Annotated in this window: 15 protein-coding genes; 7 read left to right on the top strand and 8 right to left on the bottom strand. The window is 65.5% G+C overall.

Going from position 1 to position 17,990, the window contains the following annotated elements; translation table 11 throughout:
• Nucleotides 1–49: 49 nt before the first annotated feature.
• From D620_RS16335 to rpoB, 6 genes are all read right to left on the bottom strand, one after another.
• A complete protein-coding gene (locus D620_RS16335; protein ID WP_017664924.1) occupies nucleotides 50–214 on the bottom strand; it encodes a hypothetical protein in 165 nt (54 codons plus the stop codon).
• 110 nt (nucleotides 215–324) lie between these two features.
• The gene (gene gltX / locus D620_RS0106160; RefSeq protein ID WP_017664923.1) at nucleotides 325–1,683 is read right to left on the bottom strand and encodes a glutamate--tRNA ligase; all 1,359 of its coding nucleotides are present in this window, start codon (nucleotides 1,681–1,683) and stop codon (nucleotides 325–327) included.
• A 39-nt stretch (nucleotides 1,684–1,722) separates the two neighbouring features.
• The gene (locus D620_RS0106155; protein WP_017664922.1) at nucleotides 1,723–2,163 is read right to left on the bottom strand and encodes a hypothetical protein; all 441 of its coding nucleotides are present in this window, start codon (nucleotides 2,161–2,163) and stop codon (nucleotides 1,723–1,725) included.
• A gap of 85 nt (nucleotides 2,164–2,248) precedes the next feature.
• Nucleotides 2,249–2,977, bottom strand: a complete 729-nt coding sequence (locus D620_RS0106150; RefSeq protein ID WP_017664921.1) for a hypothetical protein — start codon at nucleotides 2,975–2,977, stop codon at nucleotides 2,249–2,251.
• A gap of 124 nt (nucleotides 2,978–3,101) precedes the next feature.
• Nucleotides 3,102–7,403, bottom strand: coding sequence for a DNA-directed RNA polymerase subunit beta' (gene rpoC / locus D620_RS0106145; protein ID WP_017664920.1), 4,302 nt, complete (start codon nucleotides 7,401–7,403; stop codon nucleotides 3,102–3,104).
• A gap of 69 nt (nucleotides 7,404–7,472) precedes the next feature.
• Nucleotides 7,473–11,663, bottom strand: coding sequence for a DNA-directed RNA polymerase subunit beta (gene rpoB, locus D620_RS0106140; RefSeq protein WP_017664919.1), 4,191 nt, complete (start codon nucleotides 11,661–11,663; stop codon nucleotides 7,473–7,475).
• Between the two features lie 397 nt (nucleotides 11,664–12,060).
• Here rpoB and D620_RS16330 point away from each other — a divergent pair, with 397 nt between their 5' ends.
• From D620_RS16330 to D620_RS0106125, 3 genes are read left to right on the top strand one after another with little or no spacing between them, the layout of a single operon-like run.
• On the top strand, nucleotides 12,061–12,198 hold the full coding sequence (locus D620_RS16330; RefSeq protein WP_017664918.1) for a hypothetical protein: 138 nt from the start codon (nucleotides 12,061–12,063) through the stop codon (nucleotides 12,196–12,198).
• Nucleotides 12,199–12,220: 22 nt separating this feature from the next.
• Nucleotides 12,221–12,775 carry a DUF2975 domain-containing protein gene (locus tag D620_RS0106130; protein ID WP_017664917.1) on the top strand — a complete coding sequence of 185 codons (555 nt, stop codon included), beginning with the start codon at nucleotides 12,221–12,223 and terminating at the stop codon, nucleotides 12,773–12,775.
• Nucleotides 12,775–13,011 (top strand): helix-turn-helix domain-containing protein, encoded by a 237-nt coding sequence (locus D620_RS0106125; RefSeq protein ID WP_017664916.1) that lies wholly within the window; start codon nucleotides 12,775–12,777, stop codon nucleotides 13,009–13,011. The genes D620_RS0106130 and D620_RS0106125 overlap by 1 nt, the downstream gene beginning before the upstream one ends.
• A 47-nt stretch (nucleotides 13,012–13,058) precedes the next feature.
• On the opposite strand, the gene D620_RS0106120 is transcribed toward D620_RS0106125, so the two are convergent.
• On the bottom strand, nucleotides 13,059–13,460 hold the full coding sequence (locus D620_RS0106120; protein ID WP_017664915.1) for a phosphate-starvation-inducible PsiE family protein: 402 nt from the start codon (nucleotides 13,458–13,460) through the stop codon (nucleotides 13,059–13,061).
• 410 nt (nucleotides 13,461–13,870) lie between these two features.
• On the opposite strand from D620_RS0106120, the gene rplJ reads away from it, so the two are divergent.
• From rplJ to D620_RS0106105, 3 genes are all read left to right on the top strand, one after another.
• Complete coding sequence (gene rplJ / locus D620_RS0106115) at nucleotides 13,871–14,383, top strand: 50S ribosomal protein L10 (RefSeq protein WP_017664914.1); 513 nt, start codon at nucleotides 13,871–13,873, stop codon at nucleotides 14,381–14,383.
• Between the two features lie 72 nt (nucleotides 14,384–14,455).
• The gene (gene rplL / locus D620_RS0106110) at nucleotides 14,456–14,827 is read left to right on the top strand and encodes a 50S ribosomal protein L7/L12 (protein WP_017664913.1); all 372 of its coding nucleotides are present in this window, start codon (nucleotides 14,456–14,458) and stop codon (nucleotides 14,825–14,827) included.
• A 365-nt stretch (nucleotides 14,828–15,192) separates the two neighbouring features.
• Nucleotides 15,193–16,587 carry an MATE family efflux transporter gene (locus tag D620_RS0106105; RefSeq protein ID WP_017664912.1) on the top strand — a complete coding sequence of 465 codons (1,395 nt, stop codon included), beginning with the start codon at nucleotides 15,193–15,195 and terminating at the stop codon, nucleotides 16,585–16,587.
• On the opposite strand, the gene D620_RS0106100 is transcribed toward D620_RS0106105, so the two are convergent.
• Nucleotides 16,584–17,477 (bottom strand): mechanosensitive ion channel family protein, encoded by an 894-nt coding sequence (locus D620_RS0106100; protein WP_017664911.1) that lies wholly within the window; start codon nucleotides 17,475–17,477, stop codon nucleotides 16,584–16,586. The genes D620_RS0106105 and D620_RS0106100 overlap by 4 nt on opposite strands.
• Nucleotides 17,478–17,691: 214 nt before the next feature.
• On the opposite strand from D620_RS0106100, the gene groES reads away from it, so the two are divergent.
• Entirely contained in the window at nucleotides 17,692–17,979 is a 288-nt protein-coding gene (gene groES, locus D620_RS0106095; RefSeq protein WP_017664910.1) for a co-chaperone GroES, read from the top strand.
• The last annotated feature ends 11 nt before the right edge of the window (nucleotides 17,980–17,990 follow it).

Here is a 17,990-nt window from a genome sequence, read left to right as displayed (position 1 = left end):
ATCGTCTGTCCTTCCTTCAGGCCAGACTCTAATCGCTCGTGGAGGAAAATCAGGGGGTCACGTCACCCCGGCCGGTGCGCCACAGGTCGCCCTCGCTGACGAAGACCAGCACATCGCCGCTCGCCACAGGGTGCTGGTAATAGCCCTCTTCTGCCGCCAGCGGCGCAGCGATCATGGCGAGCAGGCTGCCCGCGCCCGCAAGAATGGCTTTCATCGATCCGGCCCCTGTTGCAATTCCGAGGGGGTTTGATGACCGACCCTTGCCGGCTGCGCAAGCCGCAGCCATGCTGCCTGCCGAGCCGTCCTTGGCGCTGATCGAACGGTTCAGGCGATCCCGGCGGCGCGGGCGAGGCGCGCGCGGGCCTCTGCTTCGCCGATCAGGGAGAGCAGCTCGCCCATGTCGGGGCCGTGGTCCATGCCGGTCAGCGCCTGCCGCAGCGGCAGGAACAGCGCCCGGCCCTTGCGTGCCGTGGCGTCCTTGAGCGCCGCGGTGAGCGTGCCCCACGGATTGTCCCCCCAAGCCAGAATGCTGGCGGCGGCGGCGAGGAAGGCCCTGTCCTCCTCCGCGAAATCCGGCTGGGTGATCGGCCCGGTGACCAGCCGCCACCACTCCGCCGCCTCGCCGACATGGGCAAGGTTGGGACGCACCGCATGCCATCCGGCCGCGTCCATGCCTGCGGGAAGCCGTGCGGCGACCGCCTCATAGGGCAATTGGTGGACGATCCCGGCATTGAGACGCTCGAGATCCTGCTCGTCGAACTTGGCGGGCGCGCGGCCGAAGGTCGCCAGATCGAAGCTGGCGGTGAGCAGCGCGCGATCGGCGATCGGTTCGACCGGCTGCGAGGTGCCGAGCCGGGCGAGCAGGGCGATAATCGCCTCGGGCTCGATGCCGCGCTCGCGGAACGCATCGCAACCGAGCGATCCGAGGCGCTTCGAAAGCTTGCCCTCGCGCCCCACCAGCAGCGCTTCATGCGCAAAGGCGGGGAGCGGTTTTGCTGCGGCGAATTGTGCAGCATAAAGTGCGGTAAAGATCTGGATTTGCACGGCAGTATTCGACACGTGGTCCTCGCCGCGCAGAACCTGCGTGATGCCCATGTCGATATCGTCGACAGCGCTTGGCATCATGTAGAGCCACGATCCGTCGGCGCGGCGGATGACGGGATCTGAGAGCTGCGCAGGATCGAATTTTTGGAGGCCGCGGATGCCGTCGTCCCACTGGATCGGTTCGGCATGGTCGAGCAGAAAGCGCCAGTGCGGTGCCGTGCCTTGCGCTTCGAGCGCCGCGCGCTCGGCATCGGTGAGCTTAAGGGCAGCGCGGTCATAGATCGGCGGCAGCCCGCGCGAGAGCTGGATCTTGCGCTTGACGTCGAGCTCCTGCGCGGTCTCGTAGCACGGGTAGACGCGCCCCGCCGCCCGCAGCGCATCGAAGGCCGCTGCGTAACGATCGAGCCGCGCCGACTGGCGTTCTTCGCGATCCCAGGTCAGGCCCAGCCATGTGAGGTCCGCGTGGATCGCCTCGACAAACTCCTCGCGGCTGCGATCGGCATCGGTGTCATCGATGCGCAGGATAAACGTGCCGCCACCCGCCTGCCGCGCCAGCATCCAGTTGTGGAGCGCGGTGCGGATATTGCCGACATGCAGCCGGCCGGTGGGCGAAGGGGCAAAGCGGGTGGTCGCGGTCATGCCACGGGCGGTAGAGCGCGCGGCCTTGCCCCGCAAGCACTAGAGAGCGCGCATCTCGGCGTCTGCCAGCGCCAGTGCAGCGTCCCACAACCGGTGCGCGCGATCCGCGCGGACGAGGCCGTCGAGTGCCGCCTCGAACCCGCGCCGGTCGCCGTCGGCCGCCGCATCGATGAGCGCGCCGATGGTCGCCTCGTCGTGGCTGAGCAGGCGGCAGCAGAAGCGCGAGACGGCGATGTTCTCCGGCCAGGTCGCGGCGATGGCCTGCGCCATGATCAGCGCCTTGGCCGCGACCTCGACGCTGCCGAGCCGCATCGCCAGTTCGGGCACCGGATCGCGCCCCGCCCGTTCGTGGAGCGCGATCAGCCGCAAGGCGTGGAGGAAGCGCGCCGCAACCGGCCCGAGCCGCTCGACCCGCGGCGGCGCGGCGAGCGCAGCGATGAGCTTCAGGGCGGCGGCGGAGGGGGCTTGGGGTCGGGGCATGGGTCCTCGCTCAAGGTCAGATCGGGCTCTGCATGTGCACACCTGTCTGACTTAGATGCGAGTGATTTGCAATAGCGATTTCTGGCTATTTCGGCCCGATCACGAAGGAATGCTCGATATAGAGGAACACTTCGGTTTCGCTCGCCTGCTTGAAGTAAAGCTCGCTATCCAGCCCGCGGAGCTCGATCCCGTAATCGGGGCCGAACAGCGCCGCATAGCGTTTGGCCTCATCGGCGATCGCCTTGACCACCGCCCCGCGATAGCTCTGCGGGTTGTTGATCGCGAGGTCCGTGCCGCCGGTCTCGATATAGGAGCGCCCGGTCACCGGCACCGATTTGACGAAAGCGGCAATCGCGGCGTCCACAGCGCGCACCCCGGCAAAGCCCCCGCCCACCGGCACCCGCGCACAGACCTTCACCCGGGTCGTGTCCGGGCGGTTGCCGACGCCGTAGGACAGGGCCTTGAGGCTTTCGGGGGTCAGCGGCACCAGCTTGTAATCGCCCGCGACCAGCGCAATCCCCTGCGCGGCGGCGAGTCGCATCACGTCCCCGAGCATCGCCGTCACCTCGGCGCGGCGCACATCGGGATCGCGCGAATCCGAATTGATGTAGAGCGGCTTGACGAAGTTGTCGGCCTTGCGGGTGAGGCCGATCGCGGACTGGCCTTCATCGTAATACTGATCGTAATCGTCCCGGTCGACCCGCGAACCGGTGACGACGATCATCCCCTCGTCCTGCGCCCATGCCGCCCCCGGCATCATCCCGCACAGCATGGTCGCGGCCAGTGCGGCGAGAACAAATCCCTGTTTTTTCATGGTGCACCCTCCCTCAGGGCACAAAGCCTAACACAGGGTAAGCATGCGACAAGCGCAAAAGAAAAGCCCCGCCGGAGCAAGCTCGGGCGGGGCCATTCGTGCCGCACGGGTTTGGACGGAAGGCTTACTCCTCGCCGTCGTCCTCGATGCCGGCTGCGGGGGCGGAGGCCGCCATCGCGGCCATCGCGGCCTTCATCTTCTCTTCCGAACCGATTGCGTCGGCTTCCGGCTCGACCTCGCGCTGGCCCGAAGCGACAAGCGCGTCCTGCTGGCGCTTCCACGCCGCCTTCAGCGCCGCATCGCGGCTGTTGGCGGTGACGCGCAGGCGGTTCATGCCCGCACCGGTCCCGGCGGGGATGAGACGGCCGACGATCACGTTCTCCTTCAGCCCGATCAGGGTGTCCTTCTTCCCTTCGACCGCCGCCTGCGTCAGCACGCGGGTGGTTTCCTGGAACGAGGCCGCCGAGATGAAGCTGCGCGTCTGGAGGCTTGCCTTGGTGATGCCGAGCAGCACCGGATTGCCCGACGCGCCCTGCTTGCCCTTGGCCAGCTTGCCGTTGATCTCGAGCATTTCTGCAAGGTCGATCTGCTCGCCCGGCAGCAGGGTGGTGTCCCCGCCATCGGTGATCTCGACCTTTTGCAGCATCTGGCGAACGATCACCTCGATGTGCTTGTCGTTGATCTTCACGCCCTGCAAGCGGTAGACTTCCTGGATCTCGTCGACGAGATATTCGGCCAGCGCTTCCACGCCCATCACCTCGAGGATGTCGTGCGGGTTGGGCGAGCCGGAAATCAGGGTGTCACCCTTCTTCACGTAGTCGCCTTCCTGCACGTCGATCACCTTGGTCTTGGGGATCAGGTACTCGACGGGTTCACCCTCCTCGGGGATGATCGCGATCTTGCGCTTGGCCTTGTATTCGCGGACGAATTCGATCCGGCCGGAAATCTTGGCGATGATCGAGACGTCCTTGGGCATGCGCGCCTCGAACAGTTCGGCCACGCGCGGCAGACCGCCGGTGATGTCGCGGGTCTTGGCGGCTTCGCGGCTCGCACGGGCGAGAATGTCGCCCGCCTGCACCGTGTCGCCATCGGCCACCGACAGGGTCGTGCCCGGAGCGAGCATGTAGCGTGCCGCTTCGGTTTCCCCGCTGCCTTCGGCCAGCAGGGTGAGCCGCGGACGCAGATCCTCCTTCTTCTTGCGGCCGGTCGCGCGGTTTTCGGTCACCACGCGCTGGGCGATGCCGGTGGCATCATCCATCTGTTCCTCGAGCGTGATGCCCTCGGCCAGATCCTGATACTTCACCACGCCCGATTGCTCGGTGATGATCGGCAGGGTGAACGGATCCCACTCGGCGAGACGATCGCCGATCTTGACGTGATCGCCGTCCTTGAACTTGATCACCGTCCCGTAGGGCACCTTGTGCATTTCGCGCTCGCGCCCTTCGGCGTCGATCACCGCGATTTCGCCGCTGCGCGACAGGCTGAGAATGCGGCCCATCTTGTCGGTGATGGTCTGCATCTCGCGATACTCGACCTTGCCTTCCGAGATGGCTTCGAGGTGGCTGGTTTCGTTGAGCTGCGCCGCGCCGCCGATGTGGAAGGTCCGCATCGTCAGCTGGGTGCCGGGCTCACCGATCGACTGCGCCGCGATGACGCCCACCGCTTCGCCGATGTTCACCGGGGTCCCGCGGGCAAGGTCACGCCCGTAACAGGTCGCGCACACGCCCTGTTCGGCTTCGCAGATCAGCGGCGAGCGGATCCGGGCCGACTGGGTTTCCGCCGCTTCGATCGCCTTGACCATGCTCTCGTCGAGCAGGGTGCCGGCGGCAACGATCACTTCGCCGGTGCCGGCGTTGACGATGTCTTCGGCCACGGTGCGGCCGAGGATGCGCTCGCCAAGCGATGCGATCACCGAGCCGCCCTGCACGATGGCGCGCATTTCGAGCGCGTTCTGCGTGCCGCAATCCTCCTCGACGATGACGCAATCCTGCGACACGTCCACAAGGCGCCGGGTGAGGTAACCCGAGTTCGCGGTCTTCAGCGCGGTGTCCGCGAGGCCCTTGCGCGCCCCGTGGGTCGAGTTGAAGTATTCAAGAACGGTCAGGCCTTCCTTGAAGTTCGAGATGATCGGGGTCTCGATGATCTCGCCCGAAGGCTTGGCCATCAACCCGCGCATCCCCGCAAGCTGCTTCATCTGCGCCGGGCTGCCGCGCGCGCCCGAGTGGCTCATCATGTAGATCGAGTTGATCTGGGCTTCCTTGCCCGTCTCGGCATCGATCGGCTGCGCCTTGATCTCGGCCATCATCGCGTCGGCGACCATGTCACCGCACTTCGACCAGGCGTCGATCACCTTGTTGTACTTTTCCTGCTGGGTGATGAGGCCGTCCTGGTATTGCTGTTCATAGCCGGCAACCAGTTCCTTGGTCTCCTCGACCAGCTTCTCCTTGGCGTCGGGGATGATCATGTCATCCTTGCCGAAGCTGATCCCGGCGCGGAACGCGTGGCGGAAGCCCAGCGCCATGATGGCGTCGGCGAACAGCACCGTGTCCTTCTGGCCGGTGTGGCGGTACACCTGGTCGATCACGTCGCCGATCTCGCGCTTGGTGAGCAGGCGGTTGATGATGTCGAAGGGCACCTTGTGGTTCTTCGGCAGGCACTCTCCGATCAGCATGCGGCCCGGAGTGGTGACAAAGCGCTTCATCGCCACCACGCCGTGCTCGTCGGCCTGGGGCACGCGGGCGAGGATGCGGGTGTGGAGCGTGACCGCCTTGGTTTCCAGCGCCTGGTGCACTTCGGCCATGTCGCTGAAACGCGGGAGCTTCTCGATCTTGGTGCCGTCAGCTTCCTCGATATATTCGGGGTGCTTCTCCTGCCGCTCCATCGAGAGGTAGTAGATCCCCAGCACCATGTCCTGCGAGGGCACGATGATCGGCTTGCCGTTGGCGGGCGAGAGGATGTTGTTGGTCGACATCATCAGCACGCGGGCTTCGAGCTGGGCTTCCAGCGACAGCGGCACGTGGACCGCCATCTGGTCACCGTCGAAGTCGGCGTTGAAGGCGGAACACACCAGCGGGTGCAGCTGGATCGCCTTGCCTTCGATCAGCACGGGCTCGAAGGCCTGGATGCCCAAGCGGTGCAGCGTCGGCGCGCGGTTGAGCAGCACCGGGTGTTCGCGGATCACTTCGTCAAGGATGTCCCAGACTTCCTTGCGCTCCTTCTCGACCCACTTCTTGGCCTGCTTCAGGGTCATCGAGAGACCCTTGGCGTCCAGCCGCGCGTAGATGAACGGCTTGAACAGCTCGAGCGCCATCTTCTTCGGGAGGCCGCACTGGTGCAGCTTGAGTTCGGGACCGGTCACGATCACCGAACGGCCCGAATAGTCGACGCGCTTGCCGAGCAGGTTCTGGCGGAAGCGGCCCTGCTTGCCCTTGAGCATGTCGGAGAGCGACTTGAGCGGACGCTTGTTCGCGCCGGTGATGACGCGGCCGCGGCGGCCATTGTCGAACAGCGCGTCGACCGCTTCCTGCAGCATGCGCTTTTCGTTGCGCACGATGATGTCGGGCGCGCGCAGTTCGATGAGGCGCTTCAACCGGTTGTTGCGGTTGATGACGCGGCGGTAGAGGTCGTTCAGGTCCGAGGTCGCGAACCGGCCACCGTCGAGCGGCACCAGCGGGCGCAGTTCGGGCGGGATGACCGGGATCACTTCGAGGATCATCCATTCCGGACGGTTGCCGGATTCGATGAAGCTCTCGACGACCTTGAGGCGCTTGATGATCTTCTTGGGCTTGAGCGCCGACTTGGTGGTCGCGAGCTCGTCCATAAGCGCTTCGCGCTCGGCTTCGAGGTCCAATTGCATCAGCATGGTGCGCACGGCTTCCGCGCCGATATCGGCGGTGAAGGCGTCCTCGCCATATTCGTCCTGCGCTTCGAGGAGTTCATCCTCGGTGAGCAGCTGGTACTTCTCGAGCGGGGTCAGGCCCGGCTCGGTGACGATGTAGCTTTCGAAGTAGAGCACGCGCTCAAGCTGCTTCAGCTGCATGTCGAGCAGCAGGCCGATGCGGCTCGGCAGCGACTTCAGGAACCAGATGTGCGCGACGGGCGCGGCCAGTTCGATGTGGCCCATGCGCTCGCGGCGGACTTTCGTGACGGTCACTTCGACGCCGCACTTTTCGCAGACGACGCCCTTGTACTTCATGCGCTTGTACTTGCCGCACAGGCACTCGTAGTCCTTCACGGGGCCGAAGATGCGCGCACAGAACAACCCGTCACGCTCCGGCTTGAAGGTGCGGTAGTTGATCGTCTCGGGCTTCTTGATCTCGCCATAGGACCACGAGCGGATGCGCTCGGGCGAGGCGATGCCGATCTGGATCTGGTCGAAGGTTTCAGGCTTCGCCAGCTGGTTGGTGAATTTGGTCAGGTCGTTCATGACTGTGTTCCCTTAGGGGGATGAAATTCGTGTGCGGCGGTGGCGGGGGGCCTTCAGGCCCCCGCGCCCTTACTCCGCTGCCTCCAGCATCTCGCCGTCGTCGTCCTCGTCGAGGATCGACTTCAGTTCGACGTTGAGGCCGAGGCTGCGCATTTCCTTCACGAGCACGTTGAAGCTCTCCGGAATGCCGGCCTCGAAGGTGTCGTCGCCCTTGACGATCGCCTCGTAGACCTTGGTGCGGCCGACCACGTCGTCGGACTTCACCGTCAGCATTTCCTGCAAGGTGTAGGCCGCGCCGTAGGCCTGGAGCGCCCAGACCTCCATTTCCCCGAAGCGCTGGCCGCCGAACTGCGCCTTGCCGCCCAGCGGCTGCTGGGTGACGAGGCTGTAGGGCCCGATCGAACGCGCGTGGATCTTGTCGTCGACCAAGTGGTGGAGCTTGAGCATGTAGATGATGCCCACGGTCACCTTGCGGTCGAACGCCTCGCCGGTGCGGCCGTCATAAAGGACGCTCTGGCCTGAGGAATCGATCCCGGCCTTGACCAGCATCTCCGACACGTCCGGCTCGCGCGCGCCGTCGAACACCGGGGTCCCCATCGGCACGCCGGCCGAAAGGTTGCCCGCAAGCTCGACGATATCCGCGGTCGAGCGGCTTTCGAGATCCTCGACATACTGCTCGCCGTAGACGTCCTTGAGCCGGTCGAGCACGGCCGCCGGCGGCGCCACATTGGCGTAGTCTTCGGAGGCGTTGGGATTGGCCTTGCGCCAGTCTTCCAGCAGGTCCTTGATCTCGTGGCCCAACGCACGGGCGGCAAAACCGAGGTGCGTCTCGAAGATCTGCCCGACGTTCATGCGCGACGGCACGCCCAGCGGGTTCAGCACAAGGTCGACATGCGTCCCGTCGGCGAGGAACGGCATGTCCTCGATCGGCAGGATGCGGCTGATGACGCCCTTGTTCCCGTGACGGCCGGCCATCTTGTCGCCCGGCTGGAGCTTGCGCTTCACCGCGACGAACACCTTGACCATCTTGAGCACGCCCGGAGCGAGTTCGTCACCGCGCTCCAGCTTTTCCTTGCGGTCATGGAACTTGGCATCGATCAGCGCGACGGCTTCGTCGTACTGGCTCTTCACCGCTTCGATCTGCGCCTGACGGCCATCGTCCGCCACCGCGAACTTGAACCATTCGTGGCGGTCGATCTCCTCGAGGACCTCCTCGGTGATTTCGATGCCCTTCTTCAGCCCCTTGGGAGCGGCCGAAGCGGTCTGGCCGATCAGCATGTCGCGCAGGCGGTTGTAGGTCGCGCGGTTCAGGATGTTGCGCTCGTCCGCGGCGTCCTTGCGCAGGCGTTCGATTTCCTCGTTCTGGATCGCACGGGTACGGTCGTCGATCTCGATCCCGTGGCGGTTGAACACCCGGACTTCGACGATGGTGCCCGCCACGCCCGGGGGCAGACGCAGCGAGGTGTCGCGCACGTCGCTGGCCTTTTCGCCGAAGATCGCGCGCAGCAGCTTTTCTTCCGGCGTCATCGGGGATTCGCCCTTGGGCGTGATCTTGCCGACGAGGATGTCACCGGGGTGCACTTCGGCGCCGATATAGACGATGCCCGCCTCGTCGAGGTTGCGCAAGGCTTCCTCGCCGACGTTGGGAATGTCGCGGGTGATGTCTTCCGGCCCCAATTTCGTGTCGCGGGCCATGACTTCGAACTCCTCGATGTGGATCGAGGTGAAGACGTCATCCTTCACGATGCGTTCGCTGATGAGGATCGAGTCTTCGTAGTTGTAGCCATTCCACGGCATGAAGGCGACGAGGCTGTTCTTGCCCAGCGCCAGCTCGCCCAGATCGGTCGAGGGACCATCGGCGATGATGTCGCCGGCTTCGATCACATCGCCCACCTTCACCAGCGGACGCTGGTTGATGCAGGTGTTCTGGTTCGAACGCTGGAACTTCTGGAGGGTGTAGATGTCGACGCCCGACTGGCCGGGTTCGACATCGCCGATCGCGCGGATCACGATGCGGGTGGCGTCGACCTGGTCGACGATCCCGCCGCGCTTGGCCGCAATCGCCGCGCCCGAATCCCGCGCCACGGTTTCTTCCATGCCGGTGCCGACCCACGGCGCTTCCGCCTTCACCAGCGGCACGGCCTGACGCTGCATGTTCGAGCCCATCAGCGCGCGGTTGGCGTCATCGTTTTCGAGGAACGGGATCAGCGAGGCCGCGACCGAGACGAGCTGCTTGGGGCTCACGTCCATCAGCGTGATGTGCTCGCGCGGGGCCATCAGGTTGTCGCCGTTGTGACGCGCGGAGACCAGCTCTTCGACGAAGCTGCCGTCTTCATTCAGCTCGGCCGAAGCCTGCGCGACGGTGTGCTTCTGCTCTTCCATCGCAGAAAGATAGATCACATCCGCCGTCACCCTGCCGTCCACCACCTTGCGGTAGGGGGTTTCGATGAAGCCGTACTTGTTGACGCGGCTGAAGCTCGCGAGCGAGTTGATGAGGCCGATGTTCGGGCCTTCGGGCGTTTCGATCGGGCAGATGCGGCCATAATGCGTCGGGTGCACGTCGCGCACTTCGAAGCCGGCGCGCTCGCGGGTGAGACCACCCGGCCCCAATGCCGAAACGCGGCGCTTGTGGGTGACTTCCGAGAGCGGGTTGGTCTGGTCCATGAACTGGCTAAGCTGCGAGGAGCCGAAGAACTCGCGCACCGCAGCCACGGCGGGCTTGGCGTTGATGAGATCGTTCGGCATCACCGTGCTGACATCGACCGAGCTCATGCGCTCCTTCACCGCGCGCTCCATGCGCAGCAGGCCGACGCGGTACTGGTTTTCCAGCAGTTCGCCCACCGAACGCACGCGGCGGTTACCGAGGTTGTCGATATCGTCGACCTCGCCCCTGCCGTCCTTGAGGCCGACCAGCTCCTTCACCACCGCGAGGATATCTTCCTTGCGCAGTGTGGTGACGGTGTCCTCGCATTCGAGGCTCAGACGCATGTTGAGCTTGACGCGGCCCACGGCCGACAGGTCATAGCGTTCGGCATCGAAGAACAGGCCTTCGAACAGCGCCTCCGCGGTTTCCTTCGTCGGCGGTTCGCCCGGACGCATGACCTTGTAGATCGCTTCGAGACCCTCGTCGCGGTTCTCGGCCTTGTCGGCCTTCAGGGTGTTGCGGATCCACGGGCCGGTGTTGACCTCGTCGATGTCGAGCAGCGGCAGCTGGTCGATCCCCGCCTTGTCGAGGGTTTCGACATGCTCGAGCGTCACTTCATCGCCCGCCTCGATATAGATGCGGCCCGTGCTCTCGTCGATCATGTCGGCGGCGGCATAGCGGCTGACGACTTCCTCGGTGGGCAGCAGCAGTTCGGCGAGGCCGTCCTTGGCCGCCTTGTTGGCAGCGCGGGGGCTGATCTTCTGGCCGGCAGGGAAGACTTCCTCGCCGGTCTTGGCGTCGACCAGCGCGAAGGTCGGCTTGGCGTTGCGCCAGGCTTCGGCGTGGAACGGGATCTTCCACCCGTCTTTCGCCCGTTCCCAGGTCACCGTGCTGTAGAAATAGCCGAGGATGTCCTCGGCATCGAGGCCGAGCGAATAGAGCAGCGCCGTGACCGGCAGCTTGCGCTTGCGGTCGATGCGGACGTTGACGATGTCCTTGGCGTCGAACTCGAAATCGAGCCACGAGCCGCGGTAGGGGATCACGCGCGCGGCGAACAGCAGCTTGCCCGAGCTATGCGTCTTGCCGCGGTCATGGTCGAACAGGACGCCCGGCGAACGGTGCATCTGGCTGACGATCACGCGCTCGGTGCCGTTGATGATGAAGGTGCCGTTCTCGGTCATGAGCGGCATGTCGCCCATGTAGACGTCCTGCTCCTTGATATCGAGGACGGAGCGGGTTTCGGTTTCCGAGTTCACCTCGAAGACGATCAGGCGCAAGGTCACCTTCATCGGGGCGGCATAGGTGATGCCGCGCTGGCGGCACTCGGTGGTGTCGTACTTGGGCTCTTCGAGCTCGTAATGGACGAAATCCAATTCGGCGGTGCCGGCGAAATCGCGGATCGGGAAGACAGAGCGCAGGGTCTTCTCGAGGCCCGAGACATAGCCCGTCGCCTTGTCCGAACGCAGGAACTGCTCGTAGCTTTCGCGCTGGACCTCGATGAGGTTGGGCATCTGCACGACTTCGTGAATGTCACCGAAGATCTTGCGGATGCGCTTCTTGGCGGTCCCTTGCGCCTTGCGGCTGCGGGTGACGGGCGGCTTCGCCTTGGTGGCCATGGAGGGGTCTTGCCTCTTCAATTGGGCCGCGCGGGAATGTTCGCGCGGACGGGAAAAATCGCTGTCGTTCCACGCGAGAAGGCGGCCGATCGGAACGCGCAAAAGCCGCTTGCCAAACTCCGCCCTTCCAGCGGTGTCGGCAGCAGCCTTTCACTCAAGCGTCGCGAGACCGGCCTTGCGCCGCTTCCATCCTGAGGCCGATTCCCGCGCATGAACCGGCCTTGCTCGAAGCGGGCAAGAGCGCGCGATGTAGGAGCGGCCCCGGCCTGTGTCAATGGAGGTGCGGCGGGATGCGTTCCGGATTGCCGTCATTGCGGAGGCCTTACCGGGAAACGGCAAGCTCAATATTGTTTTTCAATATTATTGATTGACGATGTGCCCTCTAAAGGAAGACGATATGACCCGCCTTGCCAACACCACCCTTGCCGCCTGCGCCGCCATGGTCCTCACTCTCGGCTCGATCGGCGCGATCGTCACCGTGCCCCCGGCGCAGGCCGAAACTCCGGCGGCGCTCTCGCTGCCCGCAGTCGCCTGACCCCCGCACGAGGAGCAGCCCCATGCCCAAGCCCGACCGATCCTCCGACCTCCTGCTGCTTGCCGGCAAGGTCATCACCATCCTGATGCAGGCCGCCATGGCGCTCGGCGCTGCTGCCGTCGTCATCGCCTTCGGTGCCATCGCGATCTTCCACGGTTCGATCCAGGCCGAGATGCTGGCCGACCCGGACTATCGCGATGTCGTCTTTCCGACGCTGTCGGTACTCGGCATCCTGCTGATCGGGTTTGCGATGATCGCCGCGCTGTTCGTGTTCTTCGGGCGGCTGCGCGCGATCATCAACACCGTGGGCGAAGGCGATCCTTTCGTGCCGGTCAACGCCGACAGGCTGAGCCTCATGGCATGGCTGATGCTCGGCGTGCAGCTGTTGGTGCTGGCCGCGATCCCGCTGGCGCTCGATCTGGTCGAGCTGGCCGACGATCTGGGCGAAGACACCCATATCGAGATCAGCAGCGGCTTCGACCTCAGCGGCATCCTGATGGTGATCCTGCTCTTCATCCTTGCCCGCGTGTTCCGCCACGGCGCGATGATGCGCGAAGACCTCGAAGGGACCGTGTGATGCCCCCCAGCAACGACGATCTCGAAGGAGCCCGCATCATGGTGAAGCTCGACGACCTGCTCTACGCCCGCCGCATGACGCTGACCGAACTGGCCGACCGCGTCGGCCTCACCCTCGCCAACCTCTCGATCCTCAAGACCGGCAAGGCCAAGGCAATCCGCTTCTCCACCCTCGCTGCGATCTGCCGCGAGCTGGAATGCCAGCCGGGCGATCTGCTCGGCTACCGGGCGGACTGATCTTCTTCGACAGTGGGGCCGGGGCAGCAATGCCTCGGCCCTTGTCGCTAGTCCGAGCGCACCCGCCCCATCACCAGCGCGGCAAAAGCCAGCAGCAGGATCGCGCCGGCCTCGAACACCACGTTCTCGGCCTGCATGTCCTTGCCCTGGAGCACGATCAGCCGCGCGATCGCGGTGATGGCAATGAAGATCGGGAAGACGAAGGAGCTCCCCTTGCCGGTGTAGAACACCGCGATCATCGCGATCACTTCGGTGTAGAGGAACATCAGCAGGATATCGGCCAGCACGATACTGCCGCGCTGGTAGACCGCCGCCATCTCCGCCCCGGCCGCGCCCAGCGTCATCAGCGCGGCGACCATCAGCAGACCCTGTTCGATGAAGCGCAGCGCGCGGCCTGCCGGGTTGGCCTCGGCAGCGGCGGGGGATTCGGCGGGTTCGGGGCTGGTCATGGGCGCGGCCTATACAGCAAGGCCGCGACCAACCAAAGGCTTGAGGCCGCACCTAAGGGTTCGACACAGGCCTCGGGGCCGGCGCCCTGCGGGACAATCCGCTTGACTTGACCGCATGGCAGGCTATTGGCCGCGCCCGATCCTTCCGAGGATCATCCGTCCGAGACAGTTGGTGACCGGAATATGCCGGTCTTAATTTCCAGCCTAGACGGGGAAACGAGATTTTCGCGAGGGGCCTGCGACAACGCAGACGCCGCGCAGCGTGCCTGCCGATACTCGGCATGGGGCACACCCTCCTTCCCTTTCGACGGACTCGCCCGTGCACGGAGCCTTCGCGGCCCTGCGCATGGACACAACGTAGCCGGTCGTCCGGGAACCATCCCTGACGGCCAAATGTGAAGGAGTATGGCATGGATCGTTCGCAGAAAGCCGACGCGGTTGCCCAGCTCAATGCGGTCTTCTCCGAGGTCAGCGTGGTGGTCGTCACCCGCAACCTCGGCATGACGGTGGCCCAGTCCACCGACCTGCGCGGGAAGATGCGCGATGCTGGCGCCACCTACAAGGTTGCGAAGAACCGTCTCGCCAATCTCGCCCTCGAAAACACCGACTATGTCGGGATCAGTGACATGCTCACTGGCCCGGTCGGGCTGGCCTGGTCGAAGGACCCGGTCGCGGCTGCCAAGGCCGCTGTCGATTTCGCCAAGTCGAACGACAAGCTCGAAATCGTCGGCGGGTCGATGGGTTCGGTGGTGCTCGATGAAGCCGGGATCCGGGCGCTTGCCTCGATGCCCAGCCTCGACGAGCTGCGCGCCAAGCTCATCGGTCTGGTCAACGCGCCTGCGACGAAGATCGCCCAGGTCGTTACCGCACCCGCCGCCAAGGTCGCCCGTGTTTTCGCCGCTTACGCGGACAAGGCAGCCTAAGAGACGTTTTTCGCCAGACGAAACAATCTGCTGGGGCGAATTTGCCCCGCCACAATTTGAAAGAGAACCATCATGGCCGATATTGCCAAGCTTGTTGAAGAACTCTCGCAGCTGACCGTGCTCGAAGCTGCCGAACTCGCCAAGGCCCTCGAAGAAGCATGGGGCGTGAGCGCCGCTGCTGCTGTCGCGGTTGCCGCTGGTCCGGTTGCGGCTGCCGAAGCCGTCGAAGAGCAGACCGAATTCGACGTCATCCTGACCGGCGACGGCGGGAAGAAGATCCAGGTCATCAAGGAAGTCCGCGCCATCACCGGCCTCGGCCTGACCGAAGCCAAGGCGCTCGTCGAAGGCGCGCCGAAGGCCGTCAAGGAAGGCATCAACAAGGCCGAAGCCGAAGAAATCAAGAAGAAGATCGAAGAAGCCGGCGGCACCGTCGAGCTCAAGTAAGCTCTTTTGCCTGCGACCTTCGGATCGCCGCAAAAAAGGGGCGGCGCCAGCGATGGCGTCGCCCTTTTTGCTGGGCCCATGCGGCGCTTTTCCCTGCCGCCTAGGGCTCCGGCAAAAGGCTGTCCTTCGCGGCACGGCAGAGCCCGCATCCCCGGGCAAGGCGCCACTGGCCAGCAGGCTTGACGGGGGCGCCTTGCAGGCGCTGGCACACCGGATCGCCGCCCTCCCGCGAATTGCATCGCGCGCAACCGCCCCGAAGCCGGACAGTATGAATGCCCCCCCGCCGCCGCTTTTGCCTTTCCCCGAATCGCCCGCGCGCCTATCGCGGCCGGCTCGCCTGACCGCGGGCCCATTCGACCGAAGACATGACACAGGCGAACTCTCTCGAGGTGCCCGGCTGGGGGCAGGAACTGCGCGCGACGCTGGCGCTGGCGGTGCCGCTTGCCGCGACGAACCTGTTGCAGATGCTGATCCACGCGGTCGACGTGATCTTCATCGCCCGGCTCGGCGACACGCCGCTTGCCGCGTCGAGCCTCGGGATCGCGATCTTCGGCCTCACCTTGTGGGCGATGACCGGCCTTGTCGGCGCCTGCGCCCCGCTGATCGCCGCCGAGCGCGGACGCCGCCTGCATTCGGTGCGCGATATCCGCCGCACGGTGCGCATGGGGATGTGGGTGTCGGTGTTGTTCGGCCTCGTCGGCATGGGGGTGGCCTTTGCCGGAGAGCCGCTGCTTGTGCTGAGCGGCCAGGAGCCCGCCATCGCCGCGATCGCGGGCGATTTCCTGTTCGTGATCGCCTTTGCGATGATCCCGATGATCCTGGCCGGCGTGTTCCGCATCTTCGTCGCCGCGCTGGGCAAGCCCGGCTATGCGACCGCGATCACCCTGCTGGCGCTGGGCACCAACATCCTCGGCAACTGGGCGCTGGTGTTCGGGCATCTCGGGCTGCCCGCCTTGGGCCTCATGGGATCGGCGCTGTCGAGCGTCATCACCGCGCTCGCGATGCTCGGCGCCTATGTGTTCGTGATCGGGCGCGACCGCAGCTTGCGCCGCTACCGCATCTTCGGGCGCTGGTGGCGGCCCGAATGGACGCGCCTTAAAGAGATCATGGTGATCGGCACGCCGATCGCGCTGACCGTGCTCGCCGAGGCGGGGCTGTTCAGCGGCGCGGCGCTCTTGATGGGCCGCTTCGGCGAGACCGAGCTGGCCGCGCACACGCTGGCATTGAACCTTGCCGCGCTCGCCTTCCAGATCCCTTTCGGCACGGCGCAGGCGGCGACGATCCGGGTCGGCTTCTACCACGGCGCGGGCGACCGCCTCGCGGCCGGGCGGGCAGGCTGGGTGGCGATCGTCATCGGCACCGGCTTCATGTGCACCACCGCGCTGGCGATGATGCTGGAGCCGACGCTGCTGCTGCGCGTCTATGTCGATCCTGACGCCCCCGCCAACGCCGCGCTGGTCGGCTTTGCGGTCCAATACCTGACGCTCGCGGCGATCTTCCAGCTGGCCGACGGGGTGCAGGCGGTCGGCGCGGGGGCATTGCGCGGGCTTCAGGACACCCGCGTGCCGATGTGGATCGCGATCTTCAGCTACTGGGTGCCGGGCTTCGGGCTGGCGATCGGCCTCGGCTTCTTTACCCCGCTCGAGGGCACGGGTGTGTGGACCGGGCTTGCCGCCGGGCTGTTCTTCGCCGCGACGCTCTTGCTGTGGCGCTGGTCGCGGCGCGACCGGCTGGGGCTGACGGACTACGCGCCGGCCTAGCGCGCGGCGGGCGCGGGAGCAGGGGCCGGGGCCGGGGCCGGGGCCGGGGCCGGGGTAGCCGCCGCGGCGGCGTGGAGGCTGATGCCGAGCGCGTCCAGCTTGAGCTTCACGGCCTCGTTCATCGCCCAGGTCAGCGCGAGGTGATCGCCCGCCTGGCACCACGCCCGCACCCCCACGCGCACGCCCGCATCGGCAAGCGCCGCGATGAAGGCGACCGGTGCGGGGGTATCGAGCGTGCGCGGATCGTCCGTGGCGAGCGCCAGCATGGCATCGCGCGCGGCCTTCAGATCATCCTCGTAGCCGATCGTCACCACCAGCTCGAAGCGCCGGGTCGGCATGCGCGAATGGTTCACGACCGCCTTGTTCCACAGCTCGTTGTTGGGGACCATGACATAGAGCCCGTCCAACTGGAGCAGCTCGGTGGTGAACAGGCCGATCCCCTGCACCGTGCCGGCTACCGTGCCTGCGGTGATGTATTCGCCGACGCGGAACGGGCGCTGGATGAGGATCATCACCCCTGCCGCGACGTTCGACAGCGTGCCCTGGAGCGCGAGGCCGACCGCAAGCGCGAGGCCGCCCAATGCCGCGATGATGCTGGTCGTGCGCACCCCGAACTGGGTCAGCACTGTCACCGCCACCACCACCCACAGGGCATAGCGGATCACATTGCCGAGGAACTTGGCGACGGTCGGCTCGATATGCGTCGCACGGGCAAGCGCACGGTCCGCCCAGCGCGACAGCAGGCGGGCGAGCAGCACTCCGATCACCGTCACCGCGATCGCCCCGGTCAGGAAGGCGAGGTTGACCTTCAGCCAGACCCACGCCTCGTGGGCGACATTGATGTCGTCGGTGCGGTTGATGATCAGCGGGGTGAGCTTGGGGGTGGGCATTGCGCGGCGGGGTTCCGTGGAGCGGGTATGTCATTTGGGGTAGCCGAGCCTTCGCCCGCTGACCACCCTGCCGCGCGCGGGATTGCGGGGAGGCGAAATTTTTTGCGGCCCGAGGGGTTGATTCATCCGCCCCCCGCGACCAAATGCGGCGGCGTTGGCACTCTCGAGAGGGGAGTGCCAAGCAACCCCAACCTATTCAGGAAAGGTCATACTCATGGCATTTCGTCCGCTGCACGACCGCGTGGTGGTCCGTCGCATCGAAGCCGACACCAAGACTGCCGGCGGCATCATCATCCCCGACAGCGCCCAGGAAAAGCCCAGCGAAGGCGAAGTCATCGCCGTCGGCGAAGGCAACCGCGACGATAGCGGCAACCGCATCGCGCTCGACGTCAAGGCCGGCGACCGCGTGCTGTTCGGCAAGTGGTCGGGCACCGAGGTCAAGATCGGCGGCGAAGACCTGCTGATCATGAAGGAAAGCGACATCATGGGGATCGTGGGCTAAGCCCTTCCCTT

It is taken from the genome of Porphyrobacter sp. AAP82, from assembly GCF_000331285.1.
Lineage (GTDB): Bacteria > Pseudomonadota > Alphaproteobacteria > Sphingomonadales > Sphingomonadaceae > Erythrobacter.
This window is presented reverse-complemented; position numbering and strand designations above follow the sequence as displayed.

Excerpts from the sequence above, each read along its gene's own strand:
- D620_RS16335 (WP_017664924.1), bottom strand. The coding sequence starts at position 214 with ATGAAAGCCATTCTTGCGGGCGCGGGCAGCCTGCTCGCCATGATCGCT.
- gltX (WP_017664923.1), bottom strand. The coding sequence starts at position 1,683 with ATGACCGCGACCACCCGCTTTGCCCCTTCGCCCACCGGCCGGCTGCAT.
- D620_RS0106155 (WP_017664922.1), bottom strand. The coding sequence starts at position 2,163 with ATGCCCCGACCCCAAGCCCCCTCCGCCGCCGCCCTGAAGCTCATCGCT.
- D620_RS0106150 (WP_017664921.1), bottom strand. The coding sequence starts at position 2,977 with ATGAAAAAACAGGGATTTGTTCTCGCCGCACTGGCCGCGACCATGCTG.
- rpoC (WP_017664920.1), bottom strand. The coding sequence starts at position 7,403 with ATGAACGACCTGACCAAATTCACCAACCAGCTGGCGAAGCCTGAAACC.
- rpoB (WP_017664919.1), bottom strand. The coding sequence starts at position 11,663 with ATGGCCACCAAGGCGAAGCCGCCCGTCACCCGCAGCCGCAAGGCGCAA.
- D620_RS16330 (WP_017664918.1), top strand. The coding sequence starts at position 12,061 with ATGACCCGCCTTGCCAACACCACCCTTGCCGCCTGCGCCGCCATGGTC.
- D620_RS0106130 (WP_017664917.1), top strand. The coding sequence starts at position 12,221 with ATGCCCAAGCCCGACCGATCCTCCGACCTCCTGCTGCTTGCCGGCAAG.
- D620_RS0106125 (WP_017664916.1), top strand. The coding sequence starts at position 12,775 with ATGCCCCCCAGCAACGACGATCTCGAAGGAGCCCGCATCATGGTGAAG.
- D620_RS0106120 (WP_017664915.1), bottom strand. The coding sequence starts at position 13,460 with ATGACCAGCCCCGAACCCGCCGAATCCCCCGCCGCTGCCGAGGCCAAC.
- rplJ (WP_017664914.1), top strand. The coding sequence starts at position 13,871 with ATGGATCGTTCGCAGAAAGCCGACGCGGTTGCCCAGCTCAATGCGGTC.
- rplL (WP_017664913.1), top strand. The coding sequence starts at position 14,456 with ATGGCCGATATTGCCAAGCTTGTTGAAGAACTCTCGCAGCTGACCGTG.
- D620_RS0106105 (WP_017664912.1), top strand. The coding sequence starts at position 15,193 with ATGACACAGGCGAACTCTCTCGAGGTGCCCGGCTGGGGGCAGGAACTG.
- D620_RS0106100 (WP_017664911.1), bottom strand. The coding sequence starts at position 17,477 with ATGCCCACCCCCAAGCTCACCCCGCTGATCATCAACCGCACCGACGAC.
- groES (WP_017664910.1), top strand. The coding sequence starts at position 17,692 with ATGGCATTTCGTCCGCTGCACGACCGCGTGGTGGTCCGTCGCATCGAA.